Origin of the sequence: Streptomyces sp. NPDC088124 (genome assembly GCF_040685895.1) — a bacterium.
GTDB lineage: Bacteria > Actinomycetota > Actinomycetes > Streptomycetales > Streptomycetaceae > Streptomyces.
In genome coordinates, this window is the sequence record NZ_JBFBJB010000001.1 from 228,762 (window position 1) to 250,835 (window position 22,074).

The following is a 22,074-nucleotide window of genomic DNA, read 5'->3' on the forward strand; positions in this document are numbered from 1 at the left end:
GTGATGGGAAGGCCCCCTCATGGCACAGGTGCGGGTCCCGTTCCTGCTGGGCCATGCCGAAATCGCCTCCCTCTATCGAGTGGAGCGCCAGACATCGCAGAAATGGCGGACAGAGGGCGCCCTCGCTGCACCTGACCTGATTGCGTCCGGCAACCCGTACTGGCTGCTAGTGACGGTGTTGCAGCTCGACGGTGTCGGCGACCGCCAGGTGGCGCAAGACCGGCTGACGTCCTACAAGGCCAGCATCCCCTGTGGCTACGACGTCCAGGAGGAGCAGGACCTGCCTGTCGTCCTCGGCATCCAGGAGGTGGCCCGCGTCCTCGACAGAGACGCGCAGACAATCTCCCGATGGCGCAACCGTCGGCAGATCGCCGAGGCCGACCTGGTCCTCTCCGGCTCGCCTCTCTGGCTCTTGTCGAGCATCCTGAATGATGCGCAACAGCGGCAGCGCACCATCCTCCTGTCCGAGGTCGAGCTCCTAAGCGCGGGCCACCGCGCCCCGCAGAAACCACGTGGCCGCAAGCAACGAGCAACCATCTCGCAGCCGTCACGCAAAGCGCTGCCCCCAGCTCGGACATTCACCAGTGCGGAACAGACTGCTGCGGCAGAGTTCCTGACAGCAGTCCTGGCGGAGGGACACTCCGTCATCATCGAGCCACGGCCTTAGCTCGCCTTCCGTTCCGAATTGGGGCGGACTCCCAAGAGAACGCAGCGCCGCCCGCATAGCAGTGTTCGCCGACAGCTGCGAGAGAAACACTTGATTTCCTAAAATTCTATCCATACTGTCTCTCACATGGCGATCTTGTCACGCACACCCGGAGCCCCCCACGACAACACAACGGAAACCGGCCCACAGGCCGTCATCGACCGAGCCGCTCACCAGTCAGGTGACCGCCCGATGAAGGTCGTCTCCTACGGAGGCGGTGTCCAGAGCACAGCCCTTCTCGTGCTGGCCGCTCAGGGGGAGATCGACTTCCGCACCTTCCTGTTCGCCAACGTCGGCGACGACAGCGAGCACCCGGCGACCCTCGCGTACGTTCGCGACATCGCTATCCCATACGCGACACGTGTGGGACTGGACATCCACGAGCTCAAGCGACGCCGCCGCGACGGGGCCACGGAAACGCTCATGCAGCGGCTAAACCGGCCGGACACCCGGTCGATTCCCATCCCGGTCCGCATGGCCAACGGCGCACCCGGCCGCCGCAACTGCACAGCCGACTTCAAGATCAAGGTAGTCGGGCGATGGCTGCGGGAGCACGGCGCCACCGCCGACGACCCGGCGGAAGTGGCCATTGGCATATCGCTCGACGAAATCCATCGCGCCAACCGCCGGCGGCGGGAAACCTACGAGGTCATCGAATACCCCCTCCTCGACCTCGGGCTGCGCCGGGACGACTGCGAGCGCGTCATCGCCGAGGCCGGCCTGCCTGTGCCGCCCAAGAGCTCCTGCTTCTTCTGCCCCTTCCGTACCGTCGACGCCTGGCGCCACCAGCGTCGGCACGAGCCGGAGTTGTTCTCTCAGTCGGTCCGACTGGAGGAAACGATCAACCGACGGCGGGCCGCACTCGGACGGGATGCCGTGTATCTCACGCGGTACGGGGTCCCGCTCGCTCAAGCCATTCCCGACGAGAACCCGGGGGAAGTCGACACCGGTGAGGACGAGGGGGCATGCGACTCCGGCTGGTGCATGACCTGATACGTGCCGAGCAGGCCACGGCGGGTGGGCCCGAAGACATCGCTTCGGGCCCACCCGCCGATTGGCTCCAGGGCTGCCGACAGTGCCGCCGTGGGTCACTGCAGGTGGCGGAATCAGAGCTCGGGCGGCTCGCCGGGCTGCAGGTGCAGAACGGCGAGGTACTCGCCGTAGGGCATCTCTCCGTCTACCCAGCGGCTGCCGCCTGAGGCGTCGGGAATCCACATGCCGTCGAGGAGGTACTTGTCGTCGAAGTCAGCGACGCGGTCCTCCTTCACCGCTGCCGCCAGGAGCAGCTGCATCGCCAGCATCAGCATCGTGCAGGCTTCCTTGACCGCGCAGACCTCGGCGTGCCCTGTAGGAAAGACCTTCCCATCCTCGTCGCTGTCCGGCTCGGGGACGTGAGCGGATCCCCGGACGGCCATCTCGTGCAGGGCCATCGCCTGAGTCACCGCTGCCGCCACCGACATGCCGACGGCCGATGTGCCGTCCGGTGCGTGTGTCCGCAGATGGTCGGCGACCGCGTGAGCGTGTACAGGCCAGGCACCGACGTGTTGGTGCAGCTGCTGCTCGGCGGTCTCTACGGCCAGCCCCGGCTCCACCGTGTCCGGGTACAGCAACCGGACGAATCCTTCGAGCGCCGCGCGCAGGTAGCCGAGACGGATCTGGTGCTGCTGCCACTCCTCCATCATCTCGGTCCAGACGGCGTCGAAGTCAAGGCCCGCCGAGCACATGCCGCCGTCGTCGTACGACATGTCGAACGTCACCGTCCGCAGGCCCTGAGCGAGGCGCAGCCACTTGTAGGCCGTGTCCCAGCTGTTCTGCGCCCCGGGGGCTCCATTGACGGCGGAGGCGTGCTCCACCCAGTCGGTGAGTTCACGGACGTGGTCCTCCGGCTCGGACAGCGCGAGGGCCGACAGCGTGCGATATGAGGGCAGGCAAGGGCCCTCCGCCTGGGGAGTGGTCATGGGTGCAGCGTGACACACGGCACTGACAATCGCTCCATGCCGAGAGCCGGTGCGATGCTCAAGTGCTGGTGGTGCGCCGTACGAGCCGGTGGCCTCGCAACTCCCGGTCACAGCGTACGAGTTCGCGTTCCCAGCCTACTTCCGTGCCGATCAGGTGCGGGCTGTCGTACAGGCCGACGCGTACCTCGGCGTCAGTGAGCCGCCGGTACTTGGGCACATCGGGATCATCCTCGGCAAGGAACTCGTGTTTGCGGTGCAGCAAGGGACGGTTGGTGGAGTCCGCATACGAAGTGAAGGAGGACTTGAGGGTCTTCAGGTCGACGGCGTACGAGGCCGCGATACGCGGGTGGGGATCCGAGTCGAACTCGGGATAGTCGAGCCAGCTGATACCACGGCCCTGGTGGCGGAGTTTGACGACAGACCACTCCCCGGGGCGGCCGGCAGCGACGCTCGCGCACTGCTCGTACAAACGCAGCACGGTCGGGATCCGGTGGAGTGCCCGGCGGTGAACGTACAAGGCGGTCGCCGTGAACTTGCCAGCGATCGATCCGTTCATCGCTCGGCGGATGTAGGCATCGTCGCGCAGCTTGAACAGCAGGCGATCGGCTCGCTGGCACGCCTCGGTGTATGAGGGGAAGAACGCCCGGATGTCCAGCTGTACAGGCAGGGGCAGACTGCTCACGGGGCCTCGGCCGTGGAACAGTTCCAGGGCGAGGAAGAGCAGCGTATCGAGGGCTCCGCGTTCGGCGCTCCGTTCCACCTTGACGGGGTCCGCTTCCTGCTCGGCGAGGCGCTTCAGTTCACCGGGGCGCAGGTGGCCAAGCAGTCGGATGGTGGGCTGCGGCATTTCCTCAAGTTGAGGCATCCGGCCCCGCTGTTCGAGATGAGCGACGACGGAGATGATCGCCGAGGCCGTGTCCTCAGAGGCCAGCCAGCCCCCGTCCGGGGCGACCTGGCGGGCGAGGTAGCTCAAGCGCGCCGCCTCGTCCTTGAAGGCGTAGACGATGCCCGGTGCCGCCGACACGCAGCGGACGCCGGTTGCCTCCTCGATGTAATCGCGGAGCTCGCCGGCAGCGTAGAGGTGCTGGAAGGTGCGGCGCTGTGTGAGAATGCCGTCGCCGTACTCCCTGCCTTTGATCTGGTTGCGCTCCCACCTCAACCGTGCGGACACCACGAGCACGGACTTCGTGAGTTTCCAGGCACTCAGTAGTGTGTCTCGTCGTTCAGCGGGATCCTCGATGACGTTCAGGACATACGTGAGCAGGACCACCTCAGCCGCCTCGCGGAGCCCGTCCGGGAAATGCACCGGGTCCCATCCTGTGGCGTCGAGGCCGAGGTGCCGAAATGCCCGTACGTCGCCGCCACGTCCACACCCGTAATCGAGTACCCCCGTGGCTGGTTCCAGCTGAAGGTCGCCAACGGCACGACGAGCGGGGAGCGACAGGCTGACACGACCGATGGCGGTGTGATGTCTCTGACTCGTCCAGAGCTGCTGGGTCATCGGTGTCCCTGATTCACAGATAGGCCAGCGTGCGACAGCTCCGCACTTTACGTGACACTCGCTCCAGAGGTCCGACTTACAGGCGAGGCGTGCGCCAAGGCTGATCGCATCCCACACAGCTCGGGGTACCGCCGTCGACCACACCACGGGCATAGCCTCGGTATCAAAGCGACGCGTCCGAGTGATGACTCTCTCTGGGAGCCGTCTGGGAGCCGGATCGCTCCCGGGAACCCTCCCGGACTGTCCGAGAACACTCCACGCCAACGGCCTGAACAGGCAAAACGGCAAACCGCCCGGTGGTGATCACGCCCGAACCTCATTCGGGACGAAGAGGTCGTGGGTTCAAATCCCGCCACCCCGACACAGGTCAGAGGGCCTATCGGAGAGATCCGATAGGCCCTCTGACGCGTTTGCCGGCAGAAAATACAGCAATCACCGCGTCCCTCAGGGACTGGACCCGTCAGGCGGCCCGCCGGGGCGCTCGTACAGCCTCCCGCCGGGCCGAGGCCGAGGCCGGACCGGGGCACGTCCGCAGGATGCCGTCGTCGAGATGGATGGTGCGGGTGGCGAGGCGGGTGAGGGCCGGCCGGTGGGTGGTCATGACCACTGTTCGGCTCTCGACCAGGCGGCCGAGCGCGCGGACGACGAGTTCTTCGGCGGCGTTGTCCAGTCCCGTGGTGGGCTCGTCGAGCAGCACAACGGGGGCGTCGGCAAGCAGTGCGCGGGCGATGCCGACGCGTTGGCGCTGGCCGCCGGAGAGTCCGGCGCCTCGGTCGGCGAGCCGGGTGCCCAGGCCATCAGGCAGGCGTTCGGTGAACTCGGTGACCAGGGCTGCCTCCGCCGCCCTGGCGACCTCGTGCGGGCCGGCGTCGGGTCGGGCGTAGCGGATGTTGTCGGCGATGGTGCCGGAGAACAGGAAGGTGTCCTGCAGCACGACTGCGATCTGGCGGTGCCGCCAGATGGCGGGGATGTCGGCGAGAGGAAGTCCGTCGAGGAGCAGGCGGCCACCGGTGGGCGGGTAGAGCCCGGCGATGAGGGAGAGCACGGTGGATTTGCCGGAGCCGTTGGGTCCGAGCAGCGCGAGGTGTTCGCCGGGGTGGACGGTGAGGTCGAAGTGGTTCAGGACGGGGCCGCGGCCGTAGTCGAGGGTGATGTCGCGCAGGTCGATCCGGCCGGTGGCGCGGTCGGGCAGGCGCCGGTGTGGTGTCGGGGGCGGGGGCGGCTGGTCGAGGATGGCGGCGACGCGTTCCGCGGAGGCCGCGCCCTGGGGGAAGGTGATCGAAAGGCGGGACATCGATCGCATGGGCTTGATCATGTCCTTGAGGTAGCTGGTCACCACGACCAGCAGCCCGACGGTCCACCAGTGGTTCACAACACCGAGGCCGCCCGCCCACAGCAGTGTCGCGGTGGCCACCGCGGCGGCGGCTTCGAGCAGTGGAGTGAATCGGGCCCGCAGTTCGACGCTGCGCAGGCCGGCGTCGAGGGTGGTGCTGTTGCTGTTGGCGAAATGTGCGTCGTGCAGGTCCTGGCGGCCGAAGGCGTGGATGGTGCGGATGCCTTGAAGGGATTCGGTGACGAAGGTGGCGAGGTGTCCTTCGGCGGCGCGCTGCCGCCGTTCCGTCTGGCGGGTCAACCGGGTGTAGCGGGCGGCCGTGAGGAATATCAGCGGGGCGCCCCCGATCGCGATCAACCCCAGGCGCCAGTCAACGGAGAGGATGACGGTGGCGTAGCCCGCGAGGGCCAGGAGTCCGGGCAGAAGTGTGGAGAACAGGTCGACCAGAGCGTCCTGGATCCGGCTGGTGTCGATCGCGATGCGGCTGGTCAGTTCCCCGACGGCCTGCCGGTCGTGGTAGCTCATGGGGAGCCGTTGCATGTGGGCGAAGACATCCGTGCGGATCTCCGCGGTGATCCGCTCTCCGGCACTGTTCATCACACGGTCCCCGAGGTAGTCGAACGTCCCCGAGGCGAGGGTGATCAGCAGCAGTGCGGCGGCGGCTACGCTGAGCATGGCCAGCGGGGACGAGCCCACGATGCCCGTGAGCCAGGCCAGTGGGCCGCTGGTCCGGCCCTTGAGTACGTTGTCGATGACCAGCGCCAGCGGCCAGGGTGCCGCCAGGTCGGCGATCAGTTCTCCGATGCGCAGTCCCACGCCGAGCACGAGCGTGCCCAGGTGCGGGCGACCGTAGCAACGGAATCGCCACAGGTATCGCATCATTCCCACATCGGCTCGGTGGGCCCTCATCTGCCCACCTCCCCGATCAGGTCCGCGCGGGCGGCGCCTTCCAGAGCCGCGTTGCTCGCGCCGGGGCGTATGCCGTGCTCGGCCATGGCGGTCAGCACCACCGGCGCGAGTCCGGGGTCGGCACGCGTGATCGCGGACAGCAGCCGGGAGAACTGGCGGCGCCGGCTCAGGGCTTCCTTGGTCAGCCGGGCGGCATCGGCTCCGGCCGAGTCCATGCCGCGCAGCAGCGCCGCATCGAAGCGCGCCGCGTCGGCACCCGTGGCGACGACCCTCTCACGAGCGGACCAGCATGCCGATGCCCACACGGTGCCGTCGGCGTGCGGGTCCTGGTCCCGCCCGCCCAAGAAGTGCGCCATGGTCCACTGAGGCTGCAGTTTGCGGCGCCGCGGGTCCCACTCGGCGATGGTCCCACGGTGCCAGCCGTAGATGTCCGAGGTGCCCAGCAGGATGGCCGTGAGGACATCCGCTGTGCCCTCGTCCAGGGCGATCTTCCGGTTGGTCTGCTGCGCCGGGGGACGCAGCCGGTTGAGCCGGAAGTCCGCGGTGTGCCGGCACAGATGATGGCCGACCTCGTGACAGATGATCGCGGCGTTGTGTGCGGGGGCGTGGAAATACCGGCTGCCATCTGGTAGCGGGAGGAATCCGGCGCCGCCCCCCAGATGGACCTCCCCCGCACAGCTGAGAGTGGCGGGCTCGTCCGTGAGTGACGGCCTGGGAAGCCGGTAATGCCCTCCGTGCCAGCGGCGGGGCTGGTTGTGCATCCCGATTCTGACCAGCAGGCGAGGGAGAGGGTGGCCGAGCAGGGCTGAAGCGAACCGCAGGGCACGCTGGACGTGGAAGGCCGTGTTGGTCACGCCGAAAGCTCGGGCCTGCCGGTCTGCGACGGCGTCAGCCAGGGGGCCGCCACCGGCCGCGGGGTCGAACATCAACGTGGAGCCGTTGAACAGCCGCCCGCCGCGCTCGTCACGGACCGTGGCCTCGGGCAGCACCAATTCGGTCGGCCGCAGCTCAAGGACGTCCAGGGCGGCTTCACTCAACTGCCCGGGCCAGGGACGTCCGTCAGGTATGTAGACGATCGCCGGGATCACGGGGCATCATCCCCGGACAGCAGCGTCGGCGATGGGTCCCGCCGTGGCGACGGTCTGCCGGACCGGTGCACGCACCAGGTCCACGGCCGCGCCGTTGGCCAGTTGTGGCGGGGACAGGACCGGCAGTCCCGTGGCCGCGTGTGCTTCCTGCGAGGCAAGGGGGCTGGCGGTGACCAGGCCACTCACCGTGCGGACCGGGACCCCCAGTCCCTGCAGAATCGTCACCCCGGCCACCGCGTCCAGCGCGTTGGCCGCCGCCAGTACGACACCGTGGGCGAATCCGGGCAGGCACTCGGCAAGCGCCCGTGTCTCGGACTGCAGCAGCCCGTCGGCGATCTCCAGGACGACTGCGTCCGCACCGTCGTCGACCAGGGCATCGCGGATGGCGATCATCGTGGTTTGCAGCCGCTCGACCGGATAGCCGAACGTGGAAGACATGCCGAAGTCGAGGAATTCGGCCACGGTGCTGGCGCCCGCGTCGATGTACGTCCAGCGGTCCTTGCCGCTGCCGGAACCGGTGACCTTGCCCGCACCGGCAGCCAGTCCGGCTCTCGTCCAGCCGCTCACCACGGCCGACGCCGTCGTGGTCTTGCCCGCGTTCATCGACGAGCCGAGCACGACCAGAGTGCCCCACTCCGGCGCCGTGTGCGGCGACGGCGTCCGCGCATAGTGTTCCAGCGACAGTGGCATCCCGGAGCGGTCGTTCAGCGTGCCGATCACCTTCAACTCGGTCGGTGGCAGCCGTCGCGTATGCGCCGAGGCGACCGTTCCCACAAGGCCGCCCGCCGTCAGCAGATGCACATGGGGCCCGGTCGGCAGGTAACCCTCGTAGAAGTCCGTGGCATACCGGTTGCCGTATGCACCCACCACAATGTCGCCCCGGTAGAGACGCACGCGCCGACCATGGACATCCTCCAGATGGTCGAGCTCGCCCAAGTGGGCCACGGTGGCAACCACAAGATCCCCGAGCTGCGGTTCGCGAACCGACCCACCGGGCACGGTCGCGTCCCGGTCGTCGATTCTGCGCGTCACATAGCCCCACTTGGCCGCGGCGAAATCTTTCATCGCAGACCCCTCATCCAGTGCGGATCGGGCCCGTGCCGGCGCCCGAACGGGTAGTCGTCCATTCGATTCGCTCGTAGCCATGGTCCGGGTTCCCGGGACCGACCGCATTGTGGTGGTGGCTCTGGCGGTGACCGGTGAGGCGAAGGACCGGGGTGGGAGTCCGCAGGTCGTGGAGTTCTCGGCGGGTGCAGTGGTGGGGGTGCTACCGCGGGTCTACCGGGAAAGCCGCGACAGCGGGACCATATGGGGCTTCCCTCCCGAGTACGGCGAGCGGCGGGCGGCGGGCAGCCTCTGCGCGCGTGTGGTCTGATCGGGTGGAATTCTCATGCGCGGGAGGCTGTTCGTGGTGGATCTGTCACGGAGGGCCAGCCGGACTGCCCCCAGGACACAGGTGGCCACCGCCAGGCGGTCGGGCTGATCCAGGAATGCTCCGGGTTCGTCCAGCAACGAGAAGCAGGATCTCGGCGTTCAGGTTGCGGACGATGGACACGAGGTTGGCCAGCCAGGTCCGCTCGGTCTCCGCCCATGCGTCGGCGATCAGCTCCAGGGCCTGGTCACGCCGTGCCGGCTGCTGTACGAGGAGCACGCAGCACACGGGCGATCGCACGGATGTCGGCGATCAAGTCGGCGTCCTCCACACCGAGCCGCATGCGCAGGCCGGCACCGCCCTCGGCGCTGGTGATCTTCCCCGGATCGTCCCGGGAAATGGTGAGCGGGATGTCGTCCAGCTGACCGCCGAGGCGGCGCACGATCGGGGCGTGCTCGACGATGCCCAGGCTCCACACCGAGGCCCCGCCCGGGATCAGGGTGATGTCGGTGCGCCCTCCGCCGGGGGTGTGCGACACCAGGTCCCGGATCTTGGCGGGGTCCACCCGGCGGGACGCGAAGCTCAGCCCGAATCGGTGGTCCTTCAGGCGGTCGGGCACCAGGCGGAAGCCCTGGTCGTATCCGATGGCGTACACCTCTCCGTCGACGGCGAGCATCAGCAGGCCGGCCGAGCGGTTGACCGGCCGCGACACCTCGATTCCCGTCGTACGGAAGATCTCGTCGCACCAGCTCGCGACGGGCTGCTCGAAGCTGCCGGTGACCAGGACCGCCGGTACACCGAGGTTCTCGACGACGTCTGCACCCGCGTGGACCCTGTCCAGCTGGTCGGCGTCCAGGGCGTAGAACATCGTGTCGGTGGTGGGAGGCACGCTCCTGAGCCGGTACAGGGTTCGCTTGGACGTACGGGGCGTCATGGTGCCGCTCCTCGTTCCGCTCCGGGTGGACGGCGGCGATAACCGCCTTCGGGGTGCCGTTCTCACGTGTGTCTCCTTCTGGCAGCGCCTTTCTCGGCGCTGCCGGTCAGTGCCCGCGCTCTCTCCGCCCGGCGGAACCGGGGGTACGGGGCCGAACGCCGATCAGTGGGCCAGCAGGGCGACAACCGCCGCGACTTCGGTACGCCACGCGCGGACCTGGTCCTCCGTGGGACCGATCTCGTACTGGTGGCAGTGGCATCCCAGGCAGAGCTGGCTCCACACGGCCTTCGCCCGGCGGGCCGTGCCGGCCTCCGCGCAACCGCGGAGCCAGAGGAACTCGGCGCGCTGGGTGCCCTCCCGTATCGCGCGCGGGGCCCGGTGGACGGTGAGGCGGTCGGCGACCGCGCTCTCCAGCGCGGTACGGAGGGCGAAGACGGCGCCTCGGCACCGGCTCGCCGCGGCAGCAGCGGACGCGGCGGGTCCGGTCGCGGCAGCAGCGGACGCGGCGGGCTCGCCGGTGTCTGTGAGGAGCAGGTCGGCGGTGTCGAGCAGCTGGCGAATCGTCTGGTTCACGGCCCCTCCTCGGGCTTGCGTACCGTCAGGGCGACGGCCTTGATGTCGTCCACGAACCGGTGGGGGTCCGGCATCGAGGTGCCCGACGGGTGGGCACCCTCCTGGCACTGCCGGATGAGGTCCACCGCCCCGGGTCCGCACCGCCTGCGCAGCTCGCGGTAGAGGCCACTGGCCCTCTTCGACGGGTCTCCGAAGAGCCCCAGGGCGGCGATGTCCATCAGCGTGACGGCCCCCGCGACGGTCTTCTCCGCCTCGTGTTCGGCCATCCCCGCCCGGTGCAGCCGCAGCCACGCGGCCTCGAAGAAGACGCGTTCGAGGACTGTGCGGCAGAGGCTGGGCAGTACATGGGTCATCGCGACGGGCGGGAGGTTCGGCGTGCGGATGAGTGCGCGGGCGTCGGCCAGGGCCTGGCCGACCGGATCGGTCACCCGCCGCACAGTCACCGCGGACCCGCCCTGCCGCTCCACCTCCAGTACGGTCACCGGGAATTCCTGGTTGGTGAAGGCCCGCTGGAGCCGCGTGTCGTGGGTGAAGACCACGACCTGCCGGGTCTGCCCAAGGTCATGCAGCACCTTCGCGAGGCCGTGGACCTTGGCGGGATCCATGGACTGCACCGGGTCGTCGATGACGACGAACCCGAAGGGGCTGTCCGGCACGGCGGCGCGCGGCAGGAAGAGCGAGAGCGCGAGGGAGTGCAGTTCGCCCTGGCTCATGACGCCGAGAGCGGCTGCCTCCGTGCCGTCGATGGACACGTCCATCACCAACTTGCGCACGGTGGCCTCTTTCGGGAACCGGCTGTGCGTGTGCGTGGGCGGTGAGCATCCTGACGGGGCGTGGCCGGCGAACCTCATGTACGAGCCCGGTGCACCGGCCGAAGCAGGCTCCCGCTCGGCAACACGACGACAGACGATTCAACTTCTGGCTCGTATGGTCGCCACACATCCCGTCCGATATTTCACCCGCGACATCGGCCATGTGCTCGCTTTCGGCGACTTCCTGACCACCGATCCCGTGACCAGTGGCATCGACGTGGCTGGTGCCTAACGCGGAGTGGTGCTGCGAAACCATTCCGTCGGAGCGTGGCGCCGCCTGTGGTCCTGGCTCGTGGAACAGGTCGACGGACTGCTACCGATCGAGGAAGTGGCCGACCGCTTCGCCGCGGAGCTGCCCGACATGACGGTGGACGCGTTCCTGTCCTCCCTGCCCGCGACGCAAAGCACGACCGGAGCGCCGTTGCCCGCCGAGCACGACCTGAGGTGGGCGGGTGATCCCTTGCCCCTCGCCGAACTGCGGGTGCTCGCCACCAATGCCCGTCGGGTGGACGAACTCACCGGTCGGGTCCGGGACGCGTTCCTCGGCCAGCGCGGTGTCGAGCTCAGCCCGGAATGGGTTCAGCGACGGCTTGACGAAGCGCGGCCCATGAAACCGCGCGATGTCGCCCGCCGACTCACCTACGACCTGGTGGCGCGGCCGCAGCGGATCGCGCTGGCCAAGGCCCGCCGACGTGCTGACGGCACTCCGTGGTTCCGCTGGACACCGGCCCCCGGGCTCGGTACCGCTGCGAAGAGGCCGAGGTCGCATTCGACAAGGTCGTCGATCATCTCGTGAACGCCCTGGCGGAACGGCGGGGTGTCATCCGTGCGGGTGGGCGCCGCTCCGCTCCAGGTCCGGGCGCGTGTGCGTGTGCGTGTCGGCGTCATCGCGAGAACGACGGTAGCGACGCGAGGACGACAGCGGCGATCGCCATGTCCACCACCGCCGCGATCCGAACCGTCAAGGGGCCGGCCGGGAGCACACGTCCGGGCCGCACGGACCGCAGTATCGTTGGTTATGGGTTGGTTCACTCTCACGTGCAACCGCCCGGAAGGGCGGCTCCGGCGTGTTTGCGCCGGAGCCGTTGGCCCGTGCCTCGTGAGGGCGCCTCGCACGGAAGGGAGAGGGCGTGATCCGGACAGCCGATATCCGTGAGTGGCGCGACCATGACGTGGCGGTGGGAAAGGCTCCTTCGATCGGCACGGACGACATCCTGCCCGCCCAACAGGAGAAGGCGATCTTCCAGCACTACGGCATGACCTACCAGCCACGCGCGAAGGGCGAACGCCAACTCGCGCGCCGCTGAGCGACCGCGCCCCGTCCAACCCGGTCCGGTCCAAGGCAGGCGATGGTGCTCTTCTCGTCCTCGTGGCCGTTGCCCTGGGGAGCATCGGCCTGGCAGCCGAGGGCCTGGGATATCTGCTGATCAACGGCGTCGTGGTTCTCGCGGCCGACGTGGCCATCGCCTACGTCCGACGCTCCCGGCGCGCCGGACGTCGCGCCATCCGCCGACGGCGGGCAACGGGCGACCGGCACGCTGTGGAACTCACGCCACGGCAGCCGTTCAGCGGACCCCGGCCAGGAGTAGTCTGAAGAGACCGAGGTACTTCGTACACCGGCTTCGGTGCCGGTGCCGTCCCCGGCGATTGACGACACCGGGCCGGTTCCGGTCGGCCCGGAGCAGGGTCCGCGTGATGACCGTAACCATGTTCTACGAGCCCGCGGCCGAAGAGCGGACCTCCCGTTCTTCACCGCCACCTCTCCGGCTGCAGCTGGCGCCGCCCGGCTCGGCCCCCGCCCTGATCGACGGCGCATGGTGGCCACGCTCCCGCGACCTGACAGCCGAACTGCCCGCGCTCACCGCCGTTTTGGACCCGCTGTGGGGGCGGATCACCCGCGTCACCGTGAACCCCACGTTCTGGGGGGTCATCCCCCGCAAAGTTCCCGTCCAGGGCCATGTGGTGAAGGTCGGCTGGTTCAAGGCCGAGCAGGACCCGCACGAACTGCTGCTGCTCTCCTACACCGCCGGCCGCTGGGACCTGCTGGTGATCCCCCCCGAGACCGACGCCGTCACGGCCGCCCGGCTGATGACCACAGCCACGGACCCGGCGCGAGAACTCACCGCGAGCGGCCTGATCCAAGAGGCCGAGCTCTTCCGCATCGCCGTCGAGGCCGCCGCATGGGACTCGACCCGGGAAAGGGTCTGGGAATCCGAGGGCGGACACGACACCGGCAGCACCTCCTTACGCGGCCCCGCGGAGACCGCCACCGGCCGAACCAGGCCGCTCTCGCGAGGTCCGGACGACTCGTAGCGGCCGGAGTGGAAGTGCCGTCGCGCTGGAGATGCTCCGCTGCGGCGGTCCGGCCGGGGCAGGCGTGTCGTCACGGATGGATTCGCGCCCGGGTTCGCACCCGCCGTGGTCGGTGAGGCGACTGTCCCAGCAACTACGGGCCGTCGGCTCGGTGCATGGTGGTGCGGCTGTCGGCTCACTCCAGGACGGCGAGGTGGTCGGCGGTGCCCCCGCGCCATTCGATCAGGAAGAGGGTCGCGTCGTCGCTGGTGCGGCCGCCCGTTGCCGCTTCAGGGCGTGGGAGAGTGAGCGCACCACCGCTCGTACTCCTCTCTCTCCGTGTTCGATGCGGTTGACCCAGTGGATGAGCTGTTCCTCGCCGAACTGCTCTTCGCCGGCTTCGTGCTCCTTGACCAGGCCATCGGTGAAGCACAGCACTCGGTCGCCGCGTTGGAGCGTCAGCTGGCTGATCTGGGGATCTTCACCGCCGAACCCGACGGGCAAGATGGTCGGGCCTGCCAACTGCTGGACGACCTGATGGTTGCGGATCAGCAGTGGTGCGGGGTGACCGGCGTTGACCCACTGCAGGTGGCCCGTCGCGATGTCCAGACGCATCATCTGCGCGGTGACGAAGTGGTCGGGCCCGAACTGCTCGGAGATGGCCCGGTCCATGAACGCGTAGATCTCGGACAGGCCGATGTCGGCACGTCGGGCGTGCCGGTAGGCCCCGACGGCGACGGTCGCCATCGTGGCGGCGTCCAGGCCGGCGAGCCTGCGCAACAGCCGCCGGTCGTCGTCATCGACGGTGTCCAGAGTGAGGGCCATCACGCCCACCTGGTCGCTGCCGTCCAGCAGCGGCAGATACATCCGGATGCCGTCGGCCTGCGGCACCTCGGCGACGGTCGCGTACAGGAAGGCCGCACCGGCGGGAGAGTCATCAATCAGCTCGGGCTCGCCGACCACCAGCCGCCGACCCGGTAACGGCACCAGCACCAGTTGGCCGTAGTCCTGCAGCAGGATCGAGACGTCGCGGCCACCGACCCTGACCACCTCTTCCGCGATCAGCGGGGCGACCAACTGCGGCGGCATCTCGTGCGCCCGGTCCAGCAGCACCCCAGCAGCCGCTCACCGAGCCCTTCCGACCGGTCCACCATTCCCTTGTCGGGCCGCCGCTCACCTTTCGCCACAGGCAAACCTCCGCACCGGCCCCTCAAAGCCTCGGCCTCTGCGTTCCCGCTCATCTCGTGCCGCGGATCCAGTGCCCGCCCCGTCACCTGATCTGTACACACGAGCTCCTGACGCGGCCGTGATCAACCCGCACAGAGTGACGCGGCCGACCAGCCCGAAGAGCCCATCACGCCGCACGCGGCATGTCACACACGGTCAGGACAGCCTGCTCTCGACGTCGTTGTGACGCCTGGCCGGGTGTGCTGCCGTCTCGCCCCGAAGAGCCCCGGCCGCCACGGAAACGGGAACCGCCGGCGCAGTTGGCGCGACTTCTCCGCGTGGGACCGGAACGCCACATCACCGTGCAGGTACTGCCGTTCGACCAAGGCGGACACGAGGCGATGGGTGGCTCGCTGACGATCCTGACCCTGCCGGACGGCTTGGAAGTGGCCTACACGGAAGGCTCGGACTACGGCCGACTCATCGAAGAACCGACCAGTTTCAGTCGTTACAAGGTGATTTACGATCGGCTGCGGGCAGCAGCGCTACCCCCTCTCATGTCGCTCGACATGATCCGGTCCACCATGGAGGGGCAACGACCGTGGCGCGAATCTCCCGTCCCGAACTGAACGGCGCCGCCTGGCGCAGGAGCAGCTACAGAAATCAGGCGGGTGGCGACTGCGTGGAGGTGGCCAACGGATTCCAAGAGGCCGTCGTCCCCGTCCGTGACAGCAAGGTCCCGCACGGTCCGGCGCTGTGCTTCGAAGCCGCCACCTGGACCGTCTTCATAGGGGAGTTGAAGGGCGGGCACCACCGTCCCTGAGGCTGCCGGGCTCCGGTTGCCGTCCGCGTCCCGGGCTCACCGGCCCCCTGTCCGCGAGGGCCCGGCACGCCGCTGACCTCCCCAAAGAACCGGGGAAAAGAACTACCCCCCACCCACCCTCCCCGGCCGCAACGGCCCGCGTCACTCGTCCGAGTGACCGGCTTGCGGGTGCGGGATACGAGCGGTTACGTTCGCGGCGACAACCGCACACAGACTTCGGCCCCCGGCCGGGACGGCAATCCCGATCGAGGGCCTGACCACTCAGGAAGTAGCACCTTCCCCATGGCTGATTCGCAGTCTAACGCTCCCCTGCGCGCCGCCGCCGGAGCTCCACCTCCGGTGTGCTCCACGTCCGCACCCGCCTCTCCGCCGACTTCACCGTGATCTCCAACGCCCTCGCACAACGGCGCGGCAGCGCGGTCACGGTCGGTGTCGCAACGTACATCCTCTCCCTGCCCGACGGCGCCCCCGTGAGCATCACCGCCCTGTGCGAGCACTTCGACGAGGGCGAGATCCTGATCTCCCGGGCCCTCAGGGAGCTCGAAGCGGCCGGATACCTGGAGCGCCGCCGCGAACGTCTGGCCGCCGGGCAGATCCGTACCCGGACGTTCTTCTACGACGTCCCCGGCAGCGACGGAACCTACGGCCCCGACGGTCCGGACAACCCGGTCGGGTCGGACGGGTCGCCGAAGCCGCCCCGGCCGCGCAAGCGGCCCGCCGCCGAGGATGCGCCGTTACTTTCGGCGCCCGCCACGGAGGCGGCGCCCGCTCCCGCTTCGGACGCCCCGGAGGGACCGGCAGCGCTCGCCGACGCCGACCCGCAGGCAGTCGCCGTACTGTCGACGCTGCGCCGCGTCGATCCCCGCCTCGTCCTGTCCGCGCGCGAGGCCGCGCAGCTGGCACCTGCCGTCTCCGAGTGGCTGGCCGCCGGGGTCGGAGCACGCGAGATCACCGAACTGCTCACCACGGGACTCCCCGACCGCTTCCGGGCCCGCCCGGCCCGCGTCCTGGCCTTCCGCCTGCGGGAGCAGCCGCTGCCCGTACCTCCCCCACCGCCTCTCCCGGAGGACACCGGGCGCCCCGTCATGCTGCCCTTCCAGACCTGCGACGGTTGCGAGCGCGCCTTTCGCGCACCGGAACCCGTACGACACTGCCGGGACTGCCGACTGCCCGAGGCACGCCTGCCGGCTGCCGCCTGAGTCGTCGGTTCAGAGCGCTTGACCAAAGGAGACACGAGAATGCGACGCGGCCCGTCCGAAGCAAGGCGGGGGCGGTGCGACGAACGTGGCTCAGGTGCGGCCGCGCCCGGACGAGCTTGAGTACCTGCAGCAGGTGATGCAGACCCTCAAGCTGCACTCGCTGTCCGATGCCCTGCGCGAGGGGCTTCGGCTGCTCTCCCGCGAGGCAGCCGAGGTTGCCGCCTCCCGCGACATCCGCGAGTTCTACCAGGGCGCCCAGGCTCCGACCCCCGCGGGCGTTCTGCCCGCGACCGCGGACGAGCCAGCGGCGGCGGACGAGCCCGAATGGTGAATATCGGCTCCGCCCTGCGGGGCGAGGTATGGGGTTGCGCTCTCCCCAGCCCCCTCGGCCCGCATCCGGTTCTCGTCCTCACGGTGAACCGCGTCGCGGAACCACTGTCAGCGGTCACTGTCGCCGTGATCACCGGGACCTCGGGCCCCGTCTCCACCCACGTTCCGATCGGTCCGGACTGCGGGAGGACCGAGTACGACGAGTCGTACGTGAACTGCGCCGACCTGCACACTGTCGACAAACCCAGGGTTCGGCGGCGCCTCGGCCTGTTGGCTCCGAGCGAGACGCGGCGCGTGGAAGAGCGCGTCCGCGTGATCCTGGGGCTGGTGTAGTTGTCACCACCCCGGAGAGCCACCCGTCCCCAGGGAACCCCACCTCCGTCTCAGTATCGACCGCCTCGCGCCGGCCGGTCGGTGAGCTGGGGCGGAGTGGGCCGGCGGCCCACGGGGACTTCGTAACCCTTTCTCCCTTCTCGGTATCGGCCGGTGCCCTGCGCAGCCCGGGACGTTCACACGAGTGCTTCGCCCCGGTCGCGCGTTCCCGGCCATGGCGATCTTCTTGTGGTCATGAGCGACAACGGCGACGGTCGCCTCTCGGACCCGGAGCGCGGCGAACTGGACGAACTGCGGCGCCGGCTCCATGCCCTGGAGAAGGGCGGGCCGCCGCGGAGCGCGGGCCGGCATCCGTTGCGCTCGTTCGGCTCGGTTCTGTTGATCCTCCTCGCCGCGCTGCTGTCCCTGCTGTCCGTCGTGGCGGTGTGGGCGAACAGCATCGTGCGGGACACCGACCGCTACATCGCCACCGTCGGGCCGCTGGCCAAGGACCCCGATGTGCAGAAGGCGGTCACCAACCGGGTCACCGACGTGGTCCTGGCGCAGATCAACGTGGACGCGCTGGTCAAAGAACTATCGACGGCGGCTGCGCAGAAGGGCGTCCCGCCCCGGGCGGCGAAGCTGCTGAACAGTCTGGACGGGCCGATCAAGCAGGGGCTCAAACAGCTGATCAGCGGCACGGTGGAGCGGGTGGTCACCAGCAGCGCCTTCCAGACCGTCTGGGTGAAGGGCAACCGCCGGGCGCACGCCGCGCTCGACAAGGCACTGACCGGGCAGGCCAACAGCGCGGTCTCGCTGAAGAACAACCAGGTCACCATCGACGTGGGCCCGATCATCGCCCGCGTCAAGGACCGGCTGGTCAGCGCGGGCTTCGGGCCCGCCGCGAAGATCCCGACGGTCCACACGAGCTTCGTCGTGTTCGAGTCGAAGGATGTCGGCAAGATCAAGGCGTACCTGCGCGTGCTGCAGATCCTCGGCGGCTGGCTGCCCGTCATCGCCCTGCTGATCGCGGCCGCCGGGGTGTTCATGGCGGTCAACCGCCGGCACGCCCTGATCGGCGTCGCGCTGGCGGTGTTCGTCGCCATGCTGGTTCTCGGTATCGCCCTCACCGTCGTACGCGACGTCTACCTCGGCCATCTGCCTCCCGGTACGTCCCAGCCCGCTGCCGGAGCCGTGTACGACGCGCTGATCAAGTTCCTGCGGGCCGGTGTGCGGGCGCTCGGCGCCGTCGCCCTCTTCACCGCCCTCGGCGCGTTCCTCGCCGGTCCGTCCCGTGTCGCCGTTCGCATCCGTACGGGCTGCCGCAGGAGCATCACCGCGCTGCGTGACGTGGCGGAGTCCGCGGGGCTTCGCCTGGGTGCGGTCGGACGGTTCGTGCACCGCTTCAAGCGCTGGATCGGCGTCGCCATCCTGGTCGTCGCTGCGATCGTGCTGTTCACCTGGACCTACCCGACCATGGTGGTCGTGGTGTGGACGGCGGTGCTCACGCTGGTCGGCTTCGCGATCCGGGAATTCCTGGATGCCGACGGCACCCCGCCCGCCGACCGATCGACAGTACGGCAGTGACCGCCGAAGCGGACACGCGCGGGAGTTCGGCATCGGCGCGGACGGTCCTGCTGACGCTCGCGGCGGGCCAGTTCCTGATGGCGCTCGACAGCTCCGTCATGAACGTGTCGATCGCGACGGTGGCCGAGGACGTGGGCAGCACCGTGACCGGAATCCAGGGCGCGATCACCGCGTACACGCTCGTGATGGCGATGCTCATGATCCCCGGCGGCAAGGTGGGCGCTCTGATCGGCCGCAAGCGGGCCTTCATGATCGGCTGTGCCGTCTACGGGTGCGGGTCGCTGACGACGGCGCTCGCCCCGAACCTCCCGGTGCTGCTGGTCGGCTGGGCGCTCCTGGAGGGGGTCGGGGCGTCGCTGATCCTGCCCGCGATCGTGGCGCTCGTCGCCGGGAACTTCGCCGTGGAACGCCGCCCCGGCGCGTACGGACTCGTCGCCGCCGCCGGGGCGGTCGCGATCGCGGTGGGGCCGCTCATCGGGGGTGTGGCGACGACGTACTTCTCCTGGCGCTGGGTGTTCGCCGGTGAGGTCGTGCTCGTGCTCGGCATCCTGGTGCTCGCCCGGCGGGTCGCCGACGCGGTGCCCGGCAGGCGCCCGCGGATCGATCTCGTCGGGGTCGTGCTCTCCGCCCTGGGGCTCGGGATCTTCGTGTTCGGCGTGCTGCGTTCGGACCAGTGGGGGTGGTTCCGGCCGAAGCCCGACGCGCCGTCGTGGCTGGGGGTGTCGCCGGTCGTGTGGCTGATGCTGGCGGGGCTGTTCCTGCTCTGGGCCTTCCTCCGCTGGGAGGCGCGGCTCGTCGTACGGGGCAGGGAGCCGCTCGTCGACCCGGCGCTGATGGAGAACAAGCAGCTCACCGGCGGCCTGACGATGTTCTTCTTCCAGTACCTCGTGCAGATGGGCGTGTTCTTCGTCGTACCGCTCTATCTGTCGGTGGCGCTCGGCCTCTCCGCGCTCGATACCGGCGCGCGCATTCTGCCGCTCTCGCTGACGCTGCTGGCGGCCGCGATCCTGATCCCGCGGCTTCTCCCGGACGTCTCGCCGCGGCGGGTGGTGCGGCTCGGGGTGCTCGCCATGTTCGCGGGGGCGGTGGTCCTGATGGCGGCGCTCGACGCGAACGCGGGCGCGGAGATCGTCACGATCCCGCTGCTGCTGATCGGTCTCGGCATGGGCGCGCTGGCCTCCCAGCTCGGCTCGGTCACCGTCTCCGCGGTGCCGGACGAGCAGAGCGCGGAGGTCGGCGGCGTCCAGAACTCCGTCACCAACCTCGGGGCCTCGATCGGTACGGCCCTCGCCGGGTCGATCCTGATCGCCACACTGACCACGTCGTTCCTGACCAGCATCGAAGAGAATCCGGCGGTCCCGTCCGAGGTCAAGACCCAGGCGAACGCCCAGCTCCGGAGCGGCGTGCCGTTCCTGTCGGACGCGCAGCTCAAGACCGCCCTCAAGGACGCCGGAGCGAGCCCGGAGGTGACCTCCGCCGCGCTCGACGCGAACGCGGCAGCAAGACTCGACGGGCTGCGCGCCGCACTCGCCGTCCTCGCGCTCAGCGCCCTCGTCGCGCTGTTCTTCACGCACCGGATCCCTACGGTCCAGCCCGGTTCGGCCAAGGCGTAGCGGTGGCCGGTTCCCGTCAGGGGACGCGGACCGCTCGGGCCGGGAAGTAGGCGTGGGCGTCCTCGTAGCAGTCCAGTTGCCAGCCGCTGCCGTCCAGCATGGGCCGCAGGTTCGGTTCACCCAGAGGGTCGTCGGGGCTCAGCGGGCGGCCGTGGCGGGCGGCGCGTTCGACGCGGCCGGCTCGGCGCTGCGCCTCACGGTACGGAACAACCGGGCGGCCACCCCCTGACCGCCGCGGACCGGCGGGGGGCGCCCTGACTATCGTCGGCCCGGGTCAGCCCGCCTTCGCCTGCGCCGAGATCCCGCCGTCGACGGGCATCGCCGTACCCGTGACGAACGAGGAGCGGTCGCTGCACAGCCAGACCGCGGCCTCCGCGATCTCGCGCGGCTCCGCCATGCGCTTCTGGATCTGCGGGGCGATGAACGCCTGCTCCAGCGCCGGGACCTGGCGTACCGCCCCGTCGATCATCTCGCTGCGCGTGGTGCCGACGACCAGCGCGTTGACCCGTACTCCCTGTCCCCCGTACTCGGCCGCGGCGGCCCGCGTGATGCCGAGGATCGCGTGCTTGGAGGCTACGTACGGCACGGAGGCGCCGGTGGCGTAACGGCCCGCCGTGCTGCTGGTGTTGACGATGGAGCCGCCCCTGCCCGAGGCCAGCATCACCGGCAGTTGATGCTTCATGCAGTTCCAGACGCCGCGCACGTTGACGTCCATCGTGCGGTCGAACACCTCGTCGTCCGTCTCGTGCAGGGACGTTTCGATGGTGGCGTAGCCGGCGTTGTTGAAGGCGCAGTCGAGGCCGCCGAACCGTTCCACGGCCGCCTCGACCACCCGCCGCACGTCGTCCGGGTCGGTGACATCGCCGGGAACGGCCAGTGCGCGGCCGCCCGCGGCGGTGATCTCCTCCTCCAGCGCCTCCAGCCGGTCGGCGCGGCGCGCCGTCATGACGACCGCCGCGCCCTCCCGCGCGAAGAGCGCGGCGGCAGCCGCGCCGATCCCGCTGGACGCTCCCGTGATCATCGCGACCCGGCCCGTCAACAGGCCCTGGCCATACCCCTGCGTGTTCTCCCGTTCGGTCATCGTCCGAGCATATGAGCCGATCGACCGGTAATGGGGCCATCGCGGCAAGTCTGGGCCCTCACCGCAATCCGTCAACGTACCGATGATGGTGGGGCTTTGCTTCCTATGCTGACCGTATGACCAATGTGCCTCTCTCCGCTCTGGAAGTCGCGATGGTCCAGGCCGGCGCCGGCGCCGCGGACGCCCTGCGCGACACCGCCGCCTTCGCCGGACACCTCGATCGCCTCGGTTACCGCAGACTCCGGTACGCCGAGCACCACCACTCCCCCGCGATCGGCGCCTTCCCGCCCGTCGTGCTCACCGCGCACACGGCCGCGTCGACCTCGTCGATCCGCCTCGGGTCCGGAGGGGGCATGGCGCCCAACCGCACACCGCTCATGCTGACGGAGCAGGTCGGCACGCCGGCCGGGGGCCGGCCCGATCACCGGTCGCGGGCCGACTGACGGAGCCGGCCGAGGCGACCGGCGCGGACGAACTGATGCTG

General features: G+C 69.4%; 23 protein-coding genes and 2 pseudogenes. 15 read left to right on the forward strand and 10 right to left on the reverse strand.

Going from position 1 to position 22,074, the window contains the following annotated elements; all coding sequences use genetic code 11:
- Positions 1-19 precede the first annotated feature (19 nt).
- Positions 20-667, forward strand: a complete 648-nt coding sequence (locus AB0P17_RS00960) for a hypothetical protein (protein WP_365806354.1) — start codon at positions 20-22, stop codon at positions 665-667.
- Positions 668-898: 231 nt separating this feature from the next.
- Positions 899-1,699 (forward strand): phosphoadenosine phosphosulfate reductase, encoded by an 801-nt coding sequence (locus tag AB0P17_RS00965; RefSeq protein ID WP_365806356.1) that lies wholly within the window; start codon positions 899-901, stop codon positions 1,697-1,699.
- A 113-nt stretch (positions 1,700-1,812) separates the two neighbouring features.
- On the opposite strand, the gene AB0P17_RS00970 is transcribed toward AB0P17_RS00965, so the two are convergent.
- From AB0P17_RS00970 to AB0P17_RS01005, 8 genes are all read right to left on the reverse strand, one after another.
- The gene (locus AB0P17_RS00970) at positions 1,813-2,664 is read right to left on the reverse strand and encodes a hypothetical protein (protein WP_365806358.1); all 852 of its coding nucleotides are present in this window, start codon (positions 2,662-2,664) and stop codon (positions 1,813-1,815) included.
- Between the two features lie 58 nt (positions 2,665-2,722).
- Positions 2,723-4,165, reverse strand: a complete 1,443-nt coding sequence (locus AB0P17_RS00975; RefSeq protein ID WP_365806360.1) for a DNA phosphorothioation-associated putative methyltransferase — start codon at positions 4,163-4,165, stop codon at positions 2,723-2,725.
- Positions 4,166-4,625: 460 nt separating this feature from the next.
- Positions 4,626-6,314 carry an ABC transporter ATP-binding protein gene (locus tag AB0P17_RS00980; RefSeq protein WP_365806362.1) on the reverse strand — a complete coding sequence of 563 codons (1,689 nt, stop codon included), beginning with the start codon at positions 6,312-6,314 and terminating at the stop codon, positions 4,626-4,628.
- Positions 6,315-6,403: 89 nt separating this feature from the next.
- Positions 6,404-7,495 (reverse strand): hypothetical protein, encoded by a 1,092-nt coding sequence (locus AB0P17_RS00985; protein ID WP_365806364.1) that lies wholly within the window; start codon positions 7,493-7,495, stop codon positions 6,404-6,406.
- Between the two features lie 6 nt (positions 7,496-7,501).
- The gene (locus tag AB0P17_RS00990) at positions 7,502-8,560 is read right to left on the reverse strand and encodes a DUF1611 domain-containing protein (RefSeq protein WP_365806366.1); all 1,059 of its coding nucleotides are present in this window, start codon (positions 8,558-8,560) and stop codon (positions 7,502-7,504) included.
- Positions 8,561-9,114: 554 nt separating this feature from the next.
- Complete coding sequence (locus AB0P17_RS00995) at positions 9,115-9,801, reverse strand: DUF6119 family protein (protein WP_365806368.1); 687 nt, start codon at positions 9,799-9,801, stop codon at positions 9,115-9,117.
- Between the two features lie 162 nt (positions 9,802-9,963).
- Positions 9,964-10,374, reverse strand: a complete 411-nt coding sequence (locus AB0P17_RS01000; RefSeq protein WP_365806370.1) for a hypothetical protein — start codon at positions 10,372-10,374, stop codon at positions 9,964-9,966.
- Entirely contained in the window at positions 10,371-11,147 is a 777-nt protein-coding gene (locus tag AB0P17_RS01005; RefSeq protein WP_365806372.1) for a hypothetical protein, read from the reverse strand. The genes AB0P17_RS01000 and AB0P17_RS01005 overlap by 4 nt, the downstream gene beginning before the upstream one ends.
- Between AB0P17_RS01005 and AB0P17_RS01010 the strand changes: the two genes are divergently transcribed.
- From AB0P17_RS01010 to AB0P17_RS01030, 5 genes are all read left to right on the forward strand, one after another.
- Entirely contained in the window at positions 11,119-11,418 is a 300-nt protein-coding gene (locus AB0P17_RS01010) for a hypothetical protein (RefSeq protein ID WP_365806374.1), read from the forward strand. The genes AB0P17_RS01005 and AB0P17_RS01010 overlap by 29 nt on opposite strands.
- Before the next feature lie 60 nt (positions 11,419-11,478).
- Entirely contained in the window at positions 11,479-11,982 is a 504-nt protein-coding gene (locus AB0P17_RS01015; protein ID WP_365806376.1) for a hypothetical protein, read from the forward strand.
- A 334-nt stretch (positions 11,983-12,316) separates the two neighbouring features.
- Positions 12,317-12,493, forward strand: a complete 177-nt coding sequence (locus tag AB0P17_RS01020) for a hypothetical protein (RefSeq protein WP_365806378.1) — start codon at positions 12,317-12,319, stop codon at positions 12,491-12,493.
- A gap of 62 nt (positions 12,494-12,555) precedes the next feature.
- Positions 12,556-12,780 carry a hypothetical protein gene (locus AB0P17_RS01025; RefSeq protein ID WP_365806380.1) on the forward strand — a complete coding sequence of 75 codons (225 nt, stop codon included), beginning with the start codon at positions 12,556-12,558 and terminating at the stop codon, positions 12,778-12,780.
- Between the two features lie 101 nt (positions 12,781-12,881).
- Complete coding sequence (locus tag AB0P17_RS01030) at positions 12,882-13,499, forward strand: DUF5994 family protein (protein WP_365806381.1); 618 nt, start codon at positions 12,882-12,884, stop codon at positions 13,497-13,499.
- Between the two features lie 175 nt (positions 13,500-13,674).
- Here AB0P17_RS01030 and AB0P17_RS01035 read toward each other — a convergent pair.
- Positions 13,675-14,632: pseudogene (locus tag AB0P17_RS01035) on the reverse strand (PP2C family protein-serine/threonine phosphatase).
- A 351-nt stretch (positions 14,633-14,983) separates the two neighbouring features.
- On the opposite strand from AB0P17_RS01035, the gene AB0P17_RS01040 reads away from it, so the two are divergent.
- The 7 genes from AB0P17_RS01040 (at position 14,984) to AB0P17_RS01070 (ending at position 20,509) form a co-directional block, all read left to right on the forward strand.
- On the forward strand, positions 14,984-15,274 hold the full coding sequence (locus tag AB0P17_RS01040; RefSeq protein ID WP_365806383.1) for a Scr1 family TA system antitoxin-like transcriptional regulator: 291 nt from the start codon (positions 14,984-14,986) through the stop codon (positions 15,272-15,274).
- Complete coding sequence (locus AB0P17_RS01045; RefSeq protein ID WP_365806385.1) at positions 15,247-15,468, forward strand: DUF397 domain-containing protein; 222 nt, start codon at positions 15,247-15,249, stop codon at positions 15,466-15,468. Before AB0P17_RS01040 ends, AB0P17_RS01045 begins: the two co-directional genes overlap by 28 nt.
- 341 nt (positions 15,469-15,809) lie before the next feature.
- On the forward strand, positions 15,810-16,667 hold the full coding sequence (locus tag AB0P17_RS01050) for a hypothetical protein (RefSeq protein WP_365806387.1): 858 nt from the start codon (positions 15,810-15,812) through the stop codon (positions 16,665-16,667).
- A gap of 85 nt (positions 16,668-16,752) precedes the next feature.
- Positions 16,753-16,998, forward strand: a complete 246-nt coding sequence (locus tag AB0P17_RS01055) for a hypothetical protein (RefSeq protein ID WP_365806389.1) — start codon at positions 16,753-16,755, stop codon at positions 16,996-16,998.
- Positions 16,992-17,330 (forward strand): type II toxin-antitoxin system PemK/MazF family toxin, encoded by a 339-nt coding sequence (locus AB0P17_RS01060; RefSeq protein WP_365806391.1) that lies wholly within the window; start codon positions 16,992-16,994, stop codon positions 17,328-17,330. The genes AB0P17_RS01055 and AB0P17_RS01060 overlap by 7 nt, the downstream gene beginning before the upstream one ends.
- Before the next feature lie 234 nt (positions 17,331-17,564).
- Positions 17,565-18,896 (forward strand): hypothetical protein, encoded by a 1,332-nt coding sequence (locus AB0P17_RS01065; protein ID WP_365806393.1) that lies wholly within the window; start codon positions 17,565-17,567, stop codon positions 18,894-18,896.
- Complete coding sequence (locus tag AB0P17_RS01070; protein ID WP_365806395.1) at positions 18,893-20,509, forward strand: MFS transporter; 1,617 nt, start codon at positions 18,893-18,895, stop codon at positions 20,507-20,509. The genes AB0P17_RS01065 and AB0P17_RS01070 overlap by 4 nt, the downstream gene beginning before the upstream one ends.
- A 274-nt stretch (positions 20,510-20,783) precedes the next feature.
- Here AB0P17_RS01070 and AB0P17_RS01075 read toward each other — a convergent pair whose 3' ends face one another.
- Entirely contained in the window at positions 20,784-21,590 is an 807-nt protein-coding gene (locus AB0P17_RS01075) for a glucose 1-dehydrogenase (protein WP_365806397.1), read from the reverse strand.
- A 116-nt stretch (positions 21,591-21,706) separates the two neighbouring features.
- On the opposite strand from AB0P17_RS01075, the pseudogene AB0P17_RS01080 reads away from it, so the two are divergent.
- Positions 21,707-21,997 (forward strand): annotated as a pseudogene (locus AB0P17_RS01080) (LLM class flavin-dependent oxidoreductase); the annotation flags it as partial.
- Positions 21,998-22,074: the final 77 nt, after the last annotated feature.

Bases quoted from the DNA above. Each gene is read 5' to 3' on its own strand.
- AB0P17_RS00960 (WP_365806354.1), top strand. From the start codon at position 20: ATGGCACAGGTGCGGGTCCCGTTCCTGCTGGGCCATGCCGAAATCGCC.
- AB0P17_RS00965 (WP_365806356.1), top strand. From the start codon at position 899: ATGAAGGTCGTCTCCTACGGAGGCGGTGTCCAGAGCACAGCCCTTCTC.
- AB0P17_RS00970 (WP_365806358.1), bottom strand. From the start codon at position 2,664: ATGACCACTCCCCAGGCGGAGGGCCCTTGCCTGCCCTCATATCGCACG.
- AB0P17_RS00975 (WP_365806360.1), bottom strand. From the start codon at position 4,165: ATGACCCAGCAGCTCTGGACGAGTCAGAGACATCACACCGCCATCGGT.
- AB0P17_RS00990 (WP_365806366.1), bottom strand. From the start codon at position 8,560: ATGAAAGATTTCGCCGCGGCCAAGTGGGGCTATGTGACGCGCAGAATC.
- AB0P17_RS00995 (WP_365806368.1), bottom strand. From the start codon at position 9,801: ATGACGCCCCGTACGTCCAAGCGAACCCTGTACCGGCTCAGGAGCGTG.
- AB0P17_RS01010 (WP_365806374.1), top strand. From the start codon at position 11,119: ATGGACACGTCCATCACCAACTTGCGCACGGTGGCCTCTTTCGGGAAC.
- AB0P17_RS01030 (WP_365806381.1), top strand. From the start codon at position 12,882: ATGACCGTAACCATGTTCTACGAGCCCGCGGCCGAAGAGCGGACCTCC.
- AB0P17_RS01060 (WP_365806391.1), top strand. From the start codon at position 16,992: ATGGTGAATATCGGCTCCGCCCTGCGGGGCGAGGTATGGGGTTGCGCT.
- AB0P17_RS01065 (WP_365806393.1), top strand. From the start codon at position 17,565: ATGAGCGACAACGGCGACGGTCGCCTCTCGGACCCGGAGCGCGGCGAA.
- AB0P17_RS01075 (WP_365806397.1), bottom strand. From the start codon at position 21,590: ATGACCGAACGGGAGAACACGCAGGGGTATGGCCAGGGCCTGTTGACG.